Below are 17352 nucleotides of genomic sequence, written 5' to 3' on the forward strand. Positions count from 1 at the left end.
GGAGGAGGCGGCCGGTCGTCAGCTCCTGGTCCGGAAAGCGCTGTTCTGCGGTAGGAGGCCGGAGAGGGGGCCTCCGCCGCGCGGGGGAGGGGACCTGGCCGTTGAGGGTCCCTTACGGGGGCGGCCCCCGGCCGGCGGGCGCCTGGCACGGCCTTTGGTGCCCGGAGGAGCGGAGCGTCGGGCCACCCGACCTTCGTTCGGGTGAACCGCACGGCTCCGGAGGAACGGCTTCCCCGGTTCACCTGGCCGGGAACCACAAGACCGGGTGCGTACGGGGCCCGGTGCACGGCACGTTGACGTACGGCATGTCGCGCAGCGCGGGTTTGGCACAGTGCCGCTCCACGATCGAGAGAACGGGGTGAGCGGCGTGGGTGGAGTGACCGTGGCGGGGCAGCCGGACGACGGCTCGGGACGTCTGTGGCCGCCGGCCGGATCGGCGGGGTCGCTGGGGCCGGTGGGCGTGCCGGGGGTGACGGGTGGGCCAGGTCCGGGCCCGAGGGCGGCGGGGGGCGGCGACCTCCGGCACAGCCGCGGCCCGTGGCTGCGGGCCGCCGACGGCGCCGATCAGCTGGTGACGCACCTCGGACCGGTGAGGGCGGAACTGGGTGCGGCGCACCGGGGCTTGGCCGCCGGGGGCCAGGCCCTCTCCGCCCTGGCCGAACTGGGGGCGGTCCGCGCCTCGTGGGAACGCCGGATCGACCAGGCGCGCGGCGAGTGCGGAAGCCTCGCCGGGAACATGCGGGCGGCCGTCCAGGGGCAGACCCGGTCCAACGACGCGGTGCGGAGCGGCCTCGACAGTGTGAGGACGCCTTCCGTGACGCCGCCGGGGACGCCCTCCGTGACGCCGAGCGGTGGCGGCGCGCGGTGAGCGGACGGGGCGGCGGTACGGGTTCCGCGCTGACCTGGGCGGCGTTACGCGAGGTGAAGTGCACCGAGTTGGAGGAGGCGGCGGACGGCTGGGGACGGGTGAGCAACCGCGCCGACGCCGCCCGCGACCGGGTCGAGGGCCGGCTCCTGCCCGGTCTGCGCGAAACGCAGAAGGGAGAAGCGGTCGACGCGGCCGTGCGGCGGCTGCGCAGGCTGGGGACGAACTTCCAGTACATCTACACGGAGTGCGGGCTGCTCCGGACCACGCTGAACAGCCTGGCCCACGAGATCAGGGCCCAGCAGCGGGCGTTGCAGGACGCACTGGACGACGCGGGCGCGCTGAGGTTCACGGTGCACGCGGACGGTTCGGTGACGTATCCGGCGGCGGGCGAGGGCCTGGTCGACGGGAAACCGCTTCCGGGCGGCACGGCCTCCGGGGTTCCGAACCCGGGCATGGTCACCCCCTCGGGGCTCGTCGCGCCCAACCCGAACGCGGGGAAGGCCCAGGACATCGCGGACCGGGTGGCGCAGGCGGTACGGACGGCGGCCGACGCGGACTGGCGGTACGCCAGAATCCTGCGGTCGTTGAAGGCGCAGGAGGGCCTCGGCGTCTCGACGGCGACGTGGACGGACGCCGCGTCCGACGCGGCGGCGGTACGACAGGCGGCGCGCGACTACCTGAAGGACGCCATCCCGTACGACGCGAGCCCGGCCGAGCGCAAGACGTGGTGGGCGGGTCTGACGGACGAGCAGCGCGAGGAGTACCTCGCGGTGTACCCGGACCGGATCGGCAACCTGGACGGCATCCCGGCTCTGGTACGGGACGCGGCGAACCGGGACAACCTGCAACTGCTGATCGGAAAGCTGGAGGGTCTGAACGACGACGACGCGGCGACCAAGCTCGCCGCGCTGCGGGAGATCGACCGGCAGCTCCGGGCGGGGACGAAGCCGGGGGAGCCCTCGATGTACCTGCTCGGCATCGGCGACCAGGGCAACGGCCGGGCGATCGTCTCGTACGGGAACCCGGATACGTCGCGGAATGTGGCGGCTTATGTGCCGGGGTTGAACACGTCGTTGGACATGGGGTTCGCCGAGGGGGATCTCAAGCGGGCGCGTGATCTTTCCATCTCTACCAATCGTCATGGGTCACCCGCGGCTGTTATCACCTGGCTTGGGTACGACGCGCCGCAGTCTCCGGACGGGCTCGGAACACTTGATGTTGCTATGAAGGGAAGGGCGGAGGAAGGGGGCGCGGCCTTCCGAGAATTCATGAATGGAATCGAGGTGGTCAACGAAAATGAAAACCCACATATGACTGCAATCGGTCACTCCTACGGTTCTCGAACAGTGGGCGCCGCTACGCAGCATCCAGGGGGGATTCCTGGTGTCGACGACATCGTGTTCGTCGGGAGCCCGGGGGTCGGTGTAGACAGGGCCGAAGACTTGGGGGTCGGTAACGACCACGTGTTTGTCGGAGCGGCGGCGAATGATGTCGTGACCCAACTTCCGTCGAGGAGCGAGTCGGCAGTTGCTGTCCAGATGCTGTTCGGTGGCCCGGCGCCGGCCCGCGCCTTTGGCGGCTTGGTTGATCGAGATGACGACGATGCTTGGTTCGGCAAGGATCCGTCCAGCGAAGCCTTCGGGGCGACGCGTTTCAAGGTGGGAGACGGTCCGCCTCTTATCGGTGGGGGAGGGCTGACAACAGACGCCCATTCCGAGTACTTCGATCCGGCGGTGGACAAAACTTCGGTCGAGAACATGGCGCTGATTGTTGCGGGGCATTCACGGAACATCAAAACGGAGGGGCCGCGGTGAAATTTCGATGCCTGCTGACGGCCCTCCTCGCCTGTGTAATCCTTACAAGTTGCATGGGGGCGCGGGAGGAAAAGTTGGATATGCAGGGTGCAGCGGAGCGGGCAGACGGGATCCTTGACGACGTTCTGACCGAGATCGCTCCAATTGTGCACTGGGTACATGGTCCTACGACCACCGGAAGCTGTACTGTGACCCGGCGGCGCTCAGTCATGACGATTGTTTCCGCTCAGCGAAGGGGGAGCCTTCTCGGAGTTGTGGATCGTTTCTGGCGGAGGGCTGGGTATCGCATTGCGGCCGTTAATAACGATGTGGATGCCCCTGCCGTCTATGCGAAGACCCAGGATGGTTTTCAAGTGACCTTGATTGTTTCTGCTCAAGGTCAAGTGCACTTCGATGTGGACAGCCCCTGCGTGCGCAGGTCCGAGGTCGCCGATTCCGCCAGTCCGGCCACCGCGTACCTCGATCCGGAGGCGCAGCTCATCCCCCGCCCCAACATCCACTCCGATTTCTGGTCCGCCGGCGCCTCCGAAGCGGCGGGCGGAGGGGTGTGAGTCGGGTTGCCCGGGTCAACTCTGGTGTGGTGAAGAGGATTTGAGCCCCCCGTTGGGTCCTGGGGCCCATGGCGGGGGCCCGCCCGTGTGGTCGCATGCAGGGAGTGACTGACCTGTCGCCCGTTGCGCCCACTCACGAGGTAGGGGACTGCTCTTGTCCGGCATACGAAGAAGCGTGGTTCCTGTCGGCGTCGGGGTAAGCGCTGCCGCGGCAGGCTCGGCCGGACGGTTGATGCCCCGGCCTTTGCAGGCGGTGCTCGTCCTGCTCCATGTTCTCTTCGTGGCCACCCTGGTGGGCGCGATCCGGGCGCTTTCGACGGCGTCCTCGGTGGACGCGGTCGACGGGTACCTCCTCGGGCTCTTGCTCTACGCCTCGTTACCCGGGTTCGCCGCCTTCGTGCTGTCGCTGTACGTGCCTCAGGGCGGCGTCCGCGTCTGGTACGGGCTTCTCGGGGCGCAGGCGTGGGTCGTCCTCGGCGCGGTCGCGGAGGTGGGCGGCGGGGCCGGGCTCGTGGGAGCCGCGCGACTCGTGATGCCGACGGCCGTCCTCGTGCTGCTGTGCAGGCCGGAGAGCCGCCGGTGGTTCCGGAGCGGCCCGGAGCAGCGGACCGAGCAGCGGTTGTTCAGCTTCACCGGGATGATGAAGCTCCGCCGCGACCGCGGGCAGACCGCCTTGGAGTACCTCGGCCTCGTCCTGGTCGTCGTCGCCCTGGTCGGCGGGTTGATGGCCACCGGTACCGGCAGGCAGCTCACCGCCGAGATCCGGGCCGCGATCTGCGATCTGACCGGCAGTTCGTGTCCGGCGCCCGGCCGCGACGTCGTGGCCGGGGGCGGTGGGGCCGATGCCGGCGGCAGTGGGGGCGCCGGACGCGGTGACGCCTCCGACGCCGGTGCCGACGCCTCCGGGGCGGGCGGCGGCACGGGCGGTCCGGCGGGCAGCGGCGCGGACGGCGGTGAGGGCAGCGGGCCCGGCGGCAGTGAGGGCAGTGGGTCCGGCGGGGACGGCGGTGGCGGGTCCAGCCTCACCGGTGGTACCGGCAGCACCGGTACCAGCGGCGGCACCGGAGGAGCCACCACCACCGGCGGGAGCGCGAGCGGGGGTAGCAGCGGGAGCAGCGGAAGTGACGGCTCCACCGGTTCCACCGGTTCCACCGGTCGGCCGACCGGTAGCGGGGGTACGGTCTCCGGGGCTTCCGGGGCTTCCGGGGCTTCCGGGGCTCAGGGCGGGGCCGGCTCCCCCCAGGACCGTGCCGCCCTTCCTCCGGTCGACTTCATCGTTCCGGTTGACGCGGGTAGACCCGCCGGCCCCCACGGCGGCGGCTTCCTCGGGGGGCTGGTCGGGGACGGGCTGGGGGGCGACGTCCAGGGGGTCGTCGACGCCGTTCTGCGGCCGGGGGAGGCCGGGCGGAGGATCGTCGACGCGTGGGGGCGCGACACCCGCGGCGCGCAGGAGAAGTGGGCGCGGGGCGACTACATCGGTGCGGCCTGGGACTGGAACAAGGCCGTCGGGGGCGCCGGCGCCGGGATGGCGATACCCGGGTCCGGGGCGCGGGTCGACGCCGAGGTGCGGGACGCCGAGCGCGCGCACCTGAGCGAGAGGATTCCGCTCGGCGCGACGCCCGCCGGGCGCAAGGCGTGGTGGGACGGGCTCTCGCCCGAGGAGCGGGAGCGGTACATCGAGCTGGTCCCGGAACGGATCGGCAACCTCGACGGCATCCCGGTCCTCGCCCGCGACGCCGCCAACCGCCGCAACCTCCCGGCGCTGATCGACAAGCTGGAGGGTGCCGACACCGAGAAAGCACGCGACCAGTTGGCGGGGTTGCGGGAGATCCAGCGGCAGTTGGACGAGAACGGGAAGCCGCCGATGTACCTCATCGGGATCGGGGACGAGGGCAACGGGAGGGCCATCGTCTCCTTCGGCAACCCGGACGCCTCGCAGCACGTGTCGGCGTACGTACCGGGGCTCAACACCTCGCTCGACGAGGAGTTCGCCAAGAACGACGTCGGGCGGGCCCGGGACACCGCGATCGGGGCGCAGGGGTACGACGAGTCGACGGCGTCCGTCGTCTGGCTCGGGTACGACGCGCCGCAGCTGCCGGACGGGGACGGGGTGGCGGGCTACTTCGCCGTCATGGGGACCGGGCGCGCCGAGAAGGGCGGAGCCGCCTACCGCGGCTTCATGGACGGGATCTCCGTGACCAACCAGCACAAGGACCCGCACCTGACCGCCATCGGGCACTCCTACGGTTCCCGGACCGTGGGCGCCGCGGCGGCCCGGCCCGGCGGGATCCCCGGGGTCGACGACATCATCCTGGTCGGCAGTCCCGGTGTCGGCGTCGACCACGCCGTGGACCTCGGCGTCGGCAGCGAGCACGTCTTCGTCGGGGCGGCCGCCAACGACCCGGTGACCAAGCTGCCTTCGAAGACCCAGGTCGTGGTGGGCGGGGTCGGGCTGGCCCTGGGCGGGCCCGGCGGGGCCTACCTCGCCGGTGATCTGGCCGATCCGGGCGACGACGACCTGTGGTTCGGGAAGGATCCGGCGAGCGAGGCGTTCGGGGCGCGGCGCTTCCCGGTGGCGGACGGCCCGCCGCTGGTCGGGGGCGGCGGTGTCAGCCTGGAATCGCACTCGAACTACTTCAGCCCGGAGCGCGACGCCGTGTCCGCGGACAGCATCGCCCTGATCGTGTCGGGCAACGCCGACCGGCTCAAGATGGAGGAACCGAAGTGAGGCGAGCGAAGCGGGCCCTGCCCCTCGTCGCGGTGGTCCTGGCCCTGGGGGCCGCGCTGTCCGGGTGCGGGAGCGAGAGCGGGCCGCGCGGGGACGGCGTGAGCACGGGGCAGGAGAGGGCGGAAGGAAGCGGGAAGGAGAAGGGGATGGACATGCAGGAGGCCGCCGAGGAGTCCGACGCCCTGCTGGACGCCGTCCTGGAGGGCATCGACCCCGAGGTGCAGTGGGCGCACGGACCGACCACCACCCGCGCCTGCGGGGTGACCCGCCGCCGGGCCGTCATGACCGTCGTCTCGCCCGAGCGCCGTCAGACGTTCCTGGACCGCGCGGAGACGTTCTGGCGGAAGAACGACTACCGGATCAAGGCCGTCAACAAGGACGAGAAGTTCCCGGCGGTCTACGCGGTCACCCGGAGCGGATTCGGTGTCAGCGTCTCCTTCCGGGGGAAGGGACAGGCGTTCCTGGAGGCCGACAGCCCGTGCGTGAAGGAGTCGGAGGTCGCCGCCCCCGCCTCCGAGCCGAACGGCCCCGCCTACGAGGGCGTCTATCCGCTGCCCCGGCCCAACGTCCGCTCCGACTTCTGGTCGGCGGAGGGCGGCTGAGAGGCCGTCGCCTCTGGGACCGGTGAGCCGCCGACGCCCCCGTGTGCTTCAGGTGCGCCGGTGGTGTGCCGCGGATGACTCGTACACACCCTCGAAAACGGCTCTGAAGCACGCCCCGATGGGGGATGGTTGAGGGGTGCGGAAATACTGGGTGTTCGGTGGCATCGGCGTCGGCATGGTCATGTGCTTCCTGGCGCTGCTCGTCGTCGGTACGTACTCCGCCGCCGCCGGGATCGCCGGTGCGGGGGGCGGCGGCGCCGTGGCGCTGGCCAAGGGCGCGGTGCCGGCGCGGTTCCAGGGGCTGGTGCAGAAGTGGGGCAACCTCTGTCCCGCCATCAACCCGGCGCTCCTGGCGGCGCAGTTGTACCAGGAGAGCGGCTGGAACCCGCGGGCCCAGAGCCCGGCAGCCGCGCAGGGCATCGCCCAGTTCATCCCCGGCACCTGGGCCACGCACGGTATCGACGGCAACGGCGACGGCAGGCGCGACGTGTGGGATCCGGCCGACGCGATCCCCTCGGCCGCCTCGTACGACTGCGAGATCGCCGGGTACGTGAAGAAGGTGCCGGGCGACCCGACGAGCAACATGCTGGCCGCGTACAACGCCGGCGCGTACGCGGTGATCAAGTACGGCGGGGTGCCCCCCTACAAGGAGACCCAGAACTACGTCAGGATCATCCGATCGCTGGAGAAGAGCTTCGCCCGGCCCGTCGGCCGGGTCGCGCCCTCCCGGCAGGCCGCCGCGGCCATCTACTTCGCCCAGAAGAAGCTCGGCACGCCGTACCTGTGGGGCGGCAACGGCACCCCCGAGCAGCAGGGGCGGTTCGACTGCTCCGGGCTGACCCAGGCCGCGTACCGGACGGTGGACATCGAGCTGCCGCGCGTGGCCAACGACCAGTACAACGCCGGGCCGCACCCCTCGCGGGACGAACTGCTCCCGGGGGACCTGGTGTTCTTCTCCGACGACCTGACCAATTCGCGCGCCATCCGGCACGTGGGCCTGTACGTCGGGGGCGGCTATATGATCAACGCGCCGTTCACCGGGGCGGTCATCCGGTTCGACAAGATCGACACACCGGACTACTTCGGTGCGACACGGGTCACCAAGGACGGCGCCGCCGCCCTGCCGACCGACCTGCCCGCGGGGTGATCCATGTCTCGCGCGCTTCCGGAGTGGCGGGGGCCCTTGACGGGCAGTCGGCCGGGGCCGGAACTCTCCGTGAAGCCTGGGCCCTGAGCTGCGACGACGAGTCACTCTTCGATAACGTCATGGTGATCATTCGGTGGAGAGCGGAACGCACACGACGGCCGGGCCGTTCCCTGGACAGGGAACGGGAACGGCACGCGCACGGACCGGGCTATGCGGTGCAGTGCGGTGACGGATCGCACCGGACACGGGGGTTCGACCACGGCGGCGGGCAAGGACGCGCGTCGCAGCAGATGAAGCAGACAAGGCAAGGGGCCGCAGCAGATGGCTGGACTCGAACTCGACGGGTCGAACCCGGACGTCGGTCTGCTCTACGACATCAACGGCCTCGCGAAGGCCGCTCCGACCTGGTTCGACCGGGTCATGGAGTTCGTCGGCGAGTACGGGATCATGTTCGGCTTGGTCCTGGTCGGCCTGTGGTGCTGGTGGAGCATGCGCAAGCGGGGCACGCTCGAGGACGCGGTGACGGCCGCCGCCGCCATCGTCTGGGCGCCGCTCGCCGCCGCCCTCGCCATCCTCGTCAACATCCCGATCCGCGGCTTCGTCAAACGTCCGCGCCCCTTCAACGACCACGAGGGCCTTGAGGTCCTGATCCACGGCAAGACGGACTTCTCGTTCGTCAGCGACCACTCCACCCTGGCGATGGGCATCGCGGTCGGCATCTTCGTGGCCAACCGGAAGTTCGGCTTCGTCGCGATCGGGCTCGCCCTCTTCGCCGGTTTCAGCCGGGTCTACATGGGCGTCCACTACCCGACCGACGTGATCGGCGGGTTCGCCCTCGGCACGGCCGTGGCCCTGCTGCTGGCTCCGCTCGCCATGGCGCTGCTGACCCCGCTGATGGCGGCGATCGCCCGGTCGCCCCGCGTCGGCTGGGTCGTCCGGTCGAAGAACGCCGACGTGGCGTACGCGGACGGGCGGAGCGGTGCGCGCGGCATCTCCGAGCCGCGGCCCGGCTCCCGGCGCGGCGACCCGGGGGAGAAGGACCTGGCCGCCTGACGGACCGTTCCGCGGACGCCCTTCCCGTCCCGGTCCCCGCTTCTCCCGATCCCCCGGGCGCTTCCGGCGCCCGGGGGATCGTGCTGTACGGGCCCGGGGTGCGGGAGCGCGCCGTACGGACCGGTGCGGCCGGGCGCCGGTGTCGGTCAGGGGGCGGCGAGGTGTTCGGCGGCGTCGGTACGGGCCCGGTCCCGGGACCTGCGCGCCGGCCCCACCCAGCCGCAGGTGCAGCGGGCCAGGCAGAACGAGCCGCGTTCGATCGTGGTGGTGGTGTGCCCGCTCAGAGGGCCGTCCGGGGAGGCCGGCGCGGGCCCCGGAGCGGCCCCGGCCCGGGGCCGCGGCGCGACGGCGGGCGTCGCGGGGACCGGAACGGGCCGGGTGGCGGTGCGCGGGGCGGCGGTGGTGCGGGCCGGGGCGGGGGGATCCTCATGCACCCGACCACGGTACTGGCCGCAGCCGCCGAACGGGGGATCGCGGGCGGGGAGGGACCGCCCCGGGCGGTCCGCGGCCCCGGGGCGGCGTGACGGGGGGAGGCGGCGGTCGTTATGCGGAGCGGGTGCGGGGCTCGGCCGGGCGGTAGTCGTTGGGGGTAGGCAGGCGATGGTGGTGCAGCGGTACAGGGGCGGAGGCGGGGCCCGTGCTGTTCGCGCCCTCGCCGCGGCCGGGGCGGTCGCGGTCGCCGCCGGATGCGTCGGCGGGAGTGCGGTGAGCGGCGCGGGCGACGGCTCCGGGCAGCGTTCCGTGGCCGCCGAACGCCCCCTCGACCTGCTCGGGCGGGCGGCGGACGTCCTCGTCGCGGCGGGCGGCGCGGAGACCCGTACGTCCATGGAGACGGCGGCCGGCGGGACGCGGGTGACCATCCGGGGGCAGGGGGCGTACGACTTCCGCGAGCAGTCGGGGCGGATCAAGGTGGTGCTGCCCGAGGGCGCCGGGACGGACGGGCACCGCTCGATCACCGAACTGCTGGCCCCCGGCGCGCTGTACATGAAGAACCGGGGCGCCGGGGTGCCCGACGACAAGTGGGTCAGGATCGACACGACCACCCTGAAGGACGGCAACCTCGTCACCGGCGGGGTGACCGACCCGATGGCGGCGGCCGAACTGCTGCGCGGTGCGGCCGATGTGACGTATGCGGGGGAGACCGAGCTGGCCGGGGTGACGGTGCACCACTACCGGGGGGTGGCAGACCTGGGGCGGGCGGCCAGGGCCGCGTCGCCGCAGTCGCGCGGGGCGCTCGCCGCGGCGGCGAAAGGGTTCAGCAAGGACGCCGTTCCGTTCGACGCCTACCTCGACGAGGAGGGCCGGCTGCGGAAGGTCCGGCACCGCTTCACCTTCTCCTCCGAGGGCCCGGAGGTGTCGGTGGTCTCGACGCTGCTGCTGTACGGGTTCGGGCTCCCCGTCACGGTGGTGCTGCCGGACGAGGACACCCTCTACACCGGCCGTATCCGGCAGGGCTGAGATGGCGGGGAGTGGGCGGGACGGGCCGGGCGGTGGGGCCGGTTGGGAGGGGGCGCAAATGGTCCGTCCGTGCCATGCGCGGCGCCCCTCGCGTTCCCTAGGCTGGGAAGCCGCTGTGCCAGGGGCCGGTGGACGGTCGCGGGACGGCGGAGAGAACGGCAGAGAGAGGGGAGGCAGGTGGTGACGCTCAGGACTCCGAACGCTCAGGACCGTGCGGCCCTCGCCGAGATCGAGCTGTGCGGCGAACTGATGATCGCCGCGTCGGCGGCCGGGGAGGAACGCCTCAGCCACGACCGTATCGACGAAGTGCTCGACGTCGGGGGCGCGGAGTGCCGGGCCGCGGTCCCCCGGCAGGGCTCCCGGCGGAGGTGACGGCCGAAGCCGCGTGCCGCCGCGGCCGGCCGGGGTGACGCCCGAGGCCGCCGCGCCACCCCGTACCGCCGCCGGCGCCCCCGGCCGCCGGGCCGCGGGAGGCCGCCCGGGGCGTCAGGGGGTCAGGTGCGGAGCAGGCGGGCGATGGCCTTCGTGGCCTCCTCGACCTTCGCGTCGATCTCGTCGCCGCCCTTGACGGCCGCGTCGGCGACGCAGTGGCGCAGGTGCTCTTCCAGCAGTTGCAGGGCGAAGGACTGGAGCGCCTTCGTGGAGGCCGACACCTGGGTGAGTATGTCGATGCAGTAGACGTCCTCGTCGACCATGCGCTGGAGGCCGCGGATCTGGCCCTCGATGCGGCGCAGCCGTTTGAGGTGCTCGTCCTTCTGGTGGTGGTAGCCGTGCAGGCCGCGGTCGTGGTCGGTGACGATCTCCACCGGGGCGGCCGCCCCCGCGTCCGGGGCCGTCGCGCCCGCCGCTTCCGCCCCCGTGGTCCCGGTCGTGGTCATCTGCGTCCTCCCGTTGTCCTCATACGTCCTCCTATACCCCTGCCGGGTATATCGTAACGAATCCCGCGGAAACGTGACGGGGGTCCGTGCCGATCGCGGTGCTCGATGGGCGACACTGAACAACGCCGGTTAGCCGTGGCCGGATGATGCGCCTAGCATCAGCCTGACCGAATCCAAAGCACCCCGAGGACCCCACGTGCGCTTTCGTCTGACCCCCAGGGAGACGAGCTTCTACGACATGTTCTCCGCCTCCGCGGACAACATTGTCACGGGCTCGAAACTCCTGATGGAACTGCTCGGGGCGGATTCTGCCTCCCGAGTCGAGATCGCGGAGCGTATGCGGGCAGCGGAGCACGCGGGGGACGATGCCACCCACGCGATCTTCCACCAGCTGAACTCCTCCTTCATCACGCCGTTCGACCGCGAGGACATCTACAACCTGGCGTCCTCGCTCGACGACATCATGGACTTCATGGAGGAGGCCGTCGACCTGGTCGTCCTCTACCAGGTCCAGGAGCTCCCCAAGGGCGTCGAGCAGCAGATCGAGGTGCTGGCGCGGGCGGCGGAGCTGACCGCCGAGGCCATGCCGGGGCTGCGGACCATGGACAACCTCACGGAGTACTGGATCGAGGTCAACCGTCTGGAGAACCAGGCCGACCAGATCCACCGCAAGCTGCTGGCCCAGCTCTTCAACGGCAAGTACGACGCCATGGAGGTGCTGAAGCTCAAGCAGATCGTGGATGTGCTGGAAGAGGCGGCCGACGCGTTCGAGCACGTCGCCAACACCGTGGAGACCATCGCGGTCAAGGAGTCCTGAACCTCGTGGACACCTTTGCGCTGATCGTGACCATCGGCGTCGCGCTCGGCTTCACGTATACGAACGGCTTCCACGACTCGGCGAACGCCATCGCCACCTCGGTCTCCACCCGGGCGCTGACCCCGCGTGCGGCTCTGGCGATGGCGGCGGTGATGAACCTCGCCGGCGCCTTCCTGGGCCAGGGGGTCGCCAAGACCGTCAGCGAGGGCCTCATCGCCACGCCCGTCGGGCAGAAGGGGATGGGCATCCTGTTCGCGGCGCTGGTCGGCGCGATCATCTGGAACCTCGTCACCTGGTACTACGGGCTTCCCTCCTCGTCCTCGCACGCCCTGTTCGGCGGCATGGTCGGGGCGGCGCTGGCCGGCGGGACGGACGTCATCTGGTCCGGTGTGGTCGAGAAGATCGTCATCCCGATGTTCCTCTCCCCGATCATCGGCCTGGTCGTCGGCTATCTGGTGATGGTCGGCATCATGTGGATGTTCCGGAAGGCCAACCCGCACAAGGCCAAGCGCGGCTTCCGGATCGCGCAGACGGTCTCGGCGGCCGGCATGGCGCTCGGCCACGGCCTCCAGGACGCGCAGAAGACGATGGGCATCGTCGTGATGGCCCTGGTCATCGCCGATGTCGAGGGGCCCAACGACGAGATCCCCGTCTGGGTCAAGATCGCCTGCGCCGTGATGCTCTCCCTGGGCACGTACGCGGGCGGCTGGCGCATCATGCGCACCCTCGGCCGCAAGATCATCGAGCTGGACCCGCCGCAGGGCTTCGCGGCCGAGACGACCGGCGCCTCGATCATGTTCGGTTCGGCGTTCCTGTTCCACGCCCCGATCTCCACGACGCACGTCATCACCTCCGCGATCATGGGCGTCGGCGCGACCAAGCGCGTGAACGCCGTGCGCTGGGGCGTCGCCAAGAACATCATCCTGGGCTGGTTCATCACCATGCCCGCCGCGGCCCTGGTCGCCGCGCTGAGCTACGGGGCGGTCCTGCTGCTCTTCGGCTGAGCGGTGGAGCCCGGCCGTTGACACGTGTGGGTCCGCCCCCGTACTCGTACGAGTACGGGGGCGGACCCTTTTGCCTTGTGGTGGCACCGCCATGCAGCACCGCAAGGCCGTATCGGGGGCGGAGCCGGACGGCTCAGCCGAAGCGGCCGGAGATGTAGTCCTCCGTGGCCTGGACCGAGGGATTGGAGAAGATCCGCTCGGTCTCGTCTATCTCGATGAGCCGGCCGGGCTTGCCGACCGCCGCGAGGTTGAAGAACGCGGTGCGGTCCGAGACGCGGGCCGCCTGCTGCATGTTGTGCGTCACGATGACGATCGTGAAGCGCTCCTTCAGCTCCCCGATCAGGTCCTCGATGGCGAGGGTCGAGATCGGGTCCAGCGCGGAGCACGGCTCGTCCATCAGCAGGACGTCCGGCTCGACCGCGATGGCGCGGGCGATGCACAGGCGCTGCTGCTGTCCGCCGGAGAGGCCGGAGCCGGGCTTGTTGAGCCGGTCCTTGACCTCGTTCCAGAGGTTGGCGCCGCGCAGGGACTTCTCGACGACGTCGTTCAGCTCGCTCTTGCGGTAGCTGCCGTTGAGCCGCAGGCCCGCCGCCACGTTGTCGAAGATCGACATGGTGGGGAAGGGGTTGGGGCGCTGGAAGACCATCCCGACCGTGCGGCGCACGGTGACCGGGTCGACGTTGGAGGCGTAGAGGTTCTCGTCGTCCAGCAGCACCTTGCCCTCGACGCGGCCGCCGGGGGTGACCTCGTGCATCCGGTTCAGGGTGCGCAGGAAGGTGGACTTGCCGCAGCCGGACGGCCCGATGAAGGCCGTCACGGAGCGGGGCTCCACGGTCATCGAGATGTCCTCGATGGCCTTGTGGCTGCCGTAGTAGGCGGTGAGGCCGCTGATGTCGATGCGCTTGGCCATGGGAATCACTGCTTCTTTCGGGAGGTCGCTGTGGCCGCGTCAGCGACCGGTCTTCGGGGCCTTCCAGCGGGCGATGCCGCGGGCCACCAGATTCAGGATCATGACGAAGGCGATCAGCACCAGGGCGGCGGCCCAGGCGCGGTCGTAGGACGCGGCCTCACCGATCTTGTACTGCTCGTAGATGTAGAAGGGCAGCGAGGACTGGGCGCCTTCGAAGGGGTTCGTGTTGATCAGCTGGCTGCCGAAGACCAGCAGGATGATCGGCGCGGTCTCACCGGCGATACGGGCGATGGCGAGCATGACGCCCGTGGTGATGCCGCCGATCGCGGTGGGCAGGACCACCTTCAGGATGGTGCGCCACTTCGGGATGCCGAGGGCGAGGGACGCCTCGCGCAGCTCGTTCGGGACGAGCTTGAGCATCTCCTCGGTGGAGCGGACCACGACGGGGATCATCAGGATGGTCAGGGCGAGGGCGCCCATCAGGCCGGACGGCTCCAGGCTGGCGATCAGCATGATCGACAGGATGAAGAGGCCGGCGACGATGGACGGGATGCCCGTCATCACGTCGACGAAGAAGGTGACGGCCTTGGCTAGCGAGCCCTTGCCGTACTCGACGAGGTAGACGGCGGTCAGCAGGCCGAGCGGGGCGGAGATCACCGTGGCGATGCCGACCTGCTGCAGGGTGCCGATCAGCGCGTGGTAGACGCCGCCGCTGGCCTCGGAGCCGAGCACACCGGCCATCGAGTGGGTGAGGAAGTAGCCGTCCAGGCGCTCGGCGCCGCGGACGATCGTCGTCCAGAGCAGCGAGGCGAGCGGGACGACGGCGGCCAGGAAGCAGACCCACATCACGCTGGTGGCGAGACGGTCCTTGGCCTGGCGCTGGTTCTCGACGACCGTCGTGGCGACGTAGGAGACGATCAGGAAGAACAGGGCCGAGAGCAGGCCCCACTGGATGCGGCTCTCCCAGCCGGCTGCCAGCGAGAGGCCGACGCCGAGCACGACCGCGAGGACGGCGAAGCCGACCGGCGCCAGGCGGGGGAGGGAGCGGCTGCCGAGGCTGCTCTTCTTCGGGGAGGGCGGTGCGGGCTTCGGGCGTTCCATGACGCCGGTGGGTGCGTAGCTCATGCGTTGGCCCCCGAGTACTCCTTGCGGCGGGCGATGATGAGCCGGGCCGCGCCGTTGACCAGCAGGGTGAGGACGAAGAGGACGAGGCCGGAGGCGATCAGGGCGTCGCGCCCGAACGCGTCGGCCTCGCCGAACTTCGCCGCGATGTTCTGGGCGAACGTCCCGCCGCCCGGGTTGAGCACGTGCAGCGAGATGAGGAAGCTCGGGGAGAGGACCGTGGCGACGGCCATCGTCTCGCCGAGCGCGCGGCCGAGGCCCAGCATCGAGGCGGAGATGATGCCGGAGCGGCCGAAGGGCAGCACCGAGAGGCGGATGACCTCCCAGCGGGTGGCGCCGAGCGCGAGCGCGGCCTCCTCGTTCATCTTCGGGACCTGGAGGAAGACCTCGCGGCTGACGCTGGTCACGATCGGCAGGATCATGATCGCGAGGAGGATGCCGACGGTGAAGAGCGAGCGGGCGACGCCGACCTCGGTCTTCTCGAAGAGGTACGTCCAGCCGAAGAACTGGTCGAGCCAGAGGTTGAGGCCCTCCAGGTACGGCACCAGGACCAGGGCGCCCCAGATGCCGTAGACGATGCTGGGCACGGCGGCCAGCAGGTCGACCACGTACGCGATGGGGGCGGCCAGCTTGCGCGGCGCGTAGTGCGAGATGAACAGGGCGATGCCGACGGCGATCGGAACCGCGATGACCATCGCGATGATCGAGCTGACGACGGTGCCGAAGAGCAGGACCGCGATGCCGAAGACCGGCGGGTCGCCGGCCGGGTTCCAGTCGAAGGTGGTGAGGAAGTTGCCCTCGTTCTTCGATATGGCGAGGACGGAGCGGTACGTGAGGAACACGGCGATCGACGCCATGATCACGAGCAGCAGGATGCCCGAGCCCCGGGAGAGGCCCAGGAAGACTTTGTCGCCCATGCGCCCGGTGGCCCGGGGGCGGGGGCGGTCGACCGGCGGCGCCGGTGGCGTGTCTGTCGGTGTGGTGGAAGCCATGGTCTTTCCGGTCTGTGTGGGGGAGCCGGAGCTCCCCTGGCGGCGGTGCACCGGATGGGGAGTGGGACGGGCGGGTCGGGACGGCGGGCCGGTCCGGAGGGGTGCGCCGGGCCGGCCTGCCGGTGACGGCCTGCGCCGGGGGCGACAAGGTGCGTCGGCGGCGCGGGCGTCGGGGCGGCTCGCGCCCGGGGGCGCGGGGCCGGTGGGCGGCCGGGCCGGGGAGTCCGGACCGGCCGCCGCGGGTGTTACGAGAGGGAGCCGATGGTCTCGCGGACCTTGGCGTTGATCTCGGCCGGGATCGGCGCGTAGCCGGCGTCGGTCAGGATCTTCTGGCCGTCGTCGGAGGCGGTGTAGGAGAGGAAGGACTTGACCGTGTCGAGCGTCTCGGGCTTGTTGCCGCTGTCGCAGACGACCTCGTAGGTCACCAGGACGAGCGGGTAGGCGCCCTCGGCCTTGGTGGTGTAGTCGAGGTCGAGTGCCAGGTCCTTGCCGGTGCCCTTGATCTTGGCGGCGGCGATGGCCTTGGAGGCGTTCTCCGAGGTGGCCTGGACCGGGGCGGCGCCGCCGGTGTTGATGTCCACGGTCGGGATGGACTGGGACTTGGCGTAGGAGAGCTCGAAGTAGCCGATCGCGCCGTCGACCTGCTTCACCTGGGCGGCGACGCCGGAGGAGCCGGACGCGGCCTGGCCGCCGGGGGCCGGCCACTTCTTCTCGGCCTCGTACTTCCAGTCCTTCGGGGCGGCGGCGCCCAGGTACTTGCCGAGGTTCTGCGTGGTGCCGGAGTCCTCGGAGCGGTGGAAGGCCTGGATGGCCTTGTCCGGGAGGTCGACGCCGTCGTTCAGCTTGGCGATCGCCGGGTCGTTCCACTTCTTGATCTTCGTGTCGAAGATCTTGGCGAGGGTCGGGGCGTCCAGCGTGAGCTTGTCGACGCCCTCCAGCTTGAAGCCGATCGCGATCGGGCCGCCGACCATCGGGAGGTTGATGCCCTGGCCGGTCTTGCACATCTTCTTGGAGTCGGCGACCTCTTCGGGCTTCAGCGCCGAGTCGGAGCCGGCGAAGCCGACGGTGCCCTGGTTGAAGGCGACGATGCCCTCGCCGGAGGAGGAGGAGTTGTAGTTGATCTCCACACCGGAACAGGCGGCCATGTAGTTCTTGACCCAGAGGTCCATGGCGTTCTTCTGAGCGCTGGAGCCGGAAGCGCGCAGCTGGCCCTTGGCCTTGCCGCAGTCCACGTTCGACGCGGCGGTCGTCTTCTCGCCGGTGCCGGCCGCGCCGCCGTTGCTGTTGTCGTCCGAACCGCACGCCGTGAGGACCAGGGCGCCGGAGACGGCGAGGGCACCGAGCGCGGTGGCACGAAGCCGGTTCTTGCGCTGAAGCTTCACTTTCGGGTGTTCCTTCCAGGAGCCGC

Annotated in this window: 17 protein-coding genes; 11 read left to right on the forward strand and 6 right to left on the reverse strand. The window is 70.7% G+C overall.

The window, feature by feature from the left end; all coding sequences use genetic code 11:
* Window positions 1-367 precede the first annotated feature (367 nt).
* From ACH4K1_RS31910 to ACH4K1_RS31940, 7 genes are all read left to right on the forward strand, one after another.
* Window positions 368-868: a hypothetical protein gene (locus ACH4K1_RS31910; protein ID WP_398093014.1), complete on the forward strand. Its 501-nt coding sequence runs from the start codon at window positions 368-370 to the stop codon at window positions 866-868.
* Window positions 865-2682 carry an alpha/beta hydrolase gene (locus tag ACH4K1_RS31915; RefSeq protein ID WP_398093015.1) on the forward strand — a complete coding sequence of 606 codons (1818 nt, stop codon included), beginning with the start codon at window positions 865-867 and terminating at the stop codon, window positions 2680-2682. The genes ACH4K1_RS31910 and ACH4K1_RS31915 overlap by 4 nt, the downstream gene beginning before the upstream one ends.
* A gap of 383 nt (window positions 2683-3065) precedes the next feature.
* The gene (locus ACH4K1_RS31920) at window positions 3066-3233 is read left to right on the forward strand and encodes a hypothetical protein (protein WP_398093016.1); all 168 of its coding nucleotides are present in this window, start codon (window positions 3066-3068) and stop codon (window positions 3231-3233) included.
* Between the two features lie 232 nt (window positions 3234-3465).
* Window positions 3466-5961, forward strand: coding sequence for an alpha/beta hydrolase (locus ACH4K1_RS31925; protein ID WP_398093017.1), 2496 nt, complete (start codon window positions 3466-3468; stop codon window positions 5959-5961).
* Complete coding sequence (locus tag ACH4K1_RS31930) at window positions 5958-6563, forward strand: hypothetical protein (protein ID WP_398093018.1); 606 nt, start codon at window positions 5958-5960, stop codon at window positions 6561-6563. Before ACH4K1_RS31925 ends, ACH4K1_RS31930 begins: the two co-directional genes overlap by 4 nt.
* Before the next feature lie 151 nt (window positions 6564-6714).
* Window positions 6715-7710, forward strand: coding sequence for an NlpC/P60 family protein (locus ACH4K1_RS31935; RefSeq protein ID WP_398093042.1), 996 nt, complete (start codon window positions 6715-6717; stop codon window positions 7708-7710).
* 321 nt (window positions 7711-8031) lie between these two features.
* Window positions 8032-8763 (forward strand): phosphatase PAP2 family protein, encoded by a 732-nt coding sequence (locus tag ACH4K1_RS31940; protein ID WP_398093019.1) that lies wholly within the window; start codon window positions 8032-8034, stop codon window positions 8761-8763.
* Between the two features lie 146 nt (window positions 8764-8909).
* Here ACH4K1_RS31940 and ACH4K1_RS31945 read toward each other — a convergent pair whose 3' ends face one another.
* A complete protein-coding gene (locus tag ACH4K1_RS31945; protein WP_398093020.1) occupies window positions 8910-9197 on the reverse strand; it encodes a hypothetical protein in 288 nt (95 codons plus the stop codon).
* Between the two features lie 166 nt (window positions 9198-9363).
* Here ACH4K1_RS31945 and ACH4K1_RS31950 point away from each other — a divergent pair, with 166 nt between their 5' ends.
* On the forward strand, window positions 9364-10221 hold the full coding sequence (locus tag ACH4K1_RS31950; RefSeq protein WP_398093021.1) for a hypothetical protein: 858 nt from the start codon (window positions 9364-9366) through the stop codon (window positions 10219-10221).
* Window positions 10222-10398: 177 nt separating this feature from the next.
* Window positions 10399-10593: a hypothetical protein gene (locus tag ACH4K1_RS31955; RefSeq protein WP_398093022.1), complete on the forward strand. Its 195-nt coding sequence runs from the start codon at window positions 10399-10401 to the stop codon at window positions 10591-10593.
* 122 nt (window positions 10594-10715) lie between these two features.
* Here the strand turns inward: ACH4K1_RS31955 and ACH4K1_RS31960 are convergent, their stop codons facing one another.
* Window positions 10716-11099, reverse strand: coding sequence for a metal-sensitive transcriptional regulator (locus ACH4K1_RS31960; protein WP_228995004.1), 384 nt, complete (start codon window positions 11097-11099; stop codon window positions 10716-10718).
* Window positions 11100-11295: 196 nt separating this feature from the next.
* On the opposite strand from ACH4K1_RS31960, the gene ACH4K1_RS31965 reads away from it, so the two are divergent.
* Both ACH4K1_RS31965 and ACH4K1_RS31970 read left to right on the forward strand, forming a co-directional pair.
* Window positions 11296-11916 carry a DUF47 domain-containing protein gene (locus tag ACH4K1_RS31965; RefSeq protein ID WP_030815607.1) on the forward strand — a complete coding sequence of 207 codons (621 nt, stop codon included), beginning with the start codon at window positions 11296-11298 and terminating at the stop codon, window positions 11914-11916.
* A gap of 5 nt (window positions 11917-11921) precedes the next feature.
* Window positions 11922-12920: an inorganic phosphate transporter gene (locus ACH4K1_RS31970; protein WP_073771025.1), complete on the forward strand. Its 999-nt coding sequence runs from the start codon at window positions 11922-11924 to the stop codon at window positions 12918-12920.
* A 133-nt stretch (window positions 12921-13053) separates the two neighbouring features.
* Here the strand turns inward: ACH4K1_RS31970 and pstB are convergent, their stop codons facing one another.
* The 4 genes from pstB to pstS all read right to left on the reverse strand — a co-directional run bounded on the left by pstB (window position 13054) and on the right by pstS (window position 17326).
* On the reverse strand, window positions 13054-13830 hold the full coding sequence (gene pstB / locus ACH4K1_RS31975; protein ID WP_137235552.1) for a phosphate ABC transporter ATP-binding protein PstB: 777 nt from the start codon (window positions 13828-13830) through the stop codon (window positions 13054-13056).
* Between the two features lie 39 nt (window positions 13831-13869).
* Window positions 13870-14955, reverse strand: a complete 1086-nt coding sequence (gene pstA / locus ACH4K1_RS31980) for a phosphate ABC transporter permease PstA (protein WP_398093024.1) — start codon at window positions 14953-14955, stop codon at window positions 13870-13872.
* Window positions 14952-15944, reverse strand: a complete 993-nt coding sequence (gene pstC / locus ACH4K1_RS31985; protein ID WP_398093025.1) for a phosphate ABC transporter permease subunit PstC — start codon at window positions 15942-15944, stop codon at window positions 14952-14954. The genes pstA and pstC overlap by 4 nt, the downstream gene beginning before the upstream one ends.
* Before the next feature lie 245 nt (window positions 15945-16189).
* Complete coding sequence (gene pstS, locus ACH4K1_RS31990; RefSeq protein ID WP_398093027.1) at window positions 16190-17326, reverse strand: phosphate ABC transporter substrate-binding protein PstS; 1137 nt, start codon at window positions 17324-17326, stop codon at window positions 16190-16192.
* Between the last annotated feature and the right edge of the window lie 26 nt (window positions 17327-17352).

The sequence above is a fragment of the Streptomyces sp. NPDC017448 genome (genome assembly GCF_044330565.1).
In the GTDB taxonomy this organism is placed as follows: Bacteria; Actinomycetota; Actinomycetes; order Streptomycetales; family Streptomycetaceae; genus Streptomyces.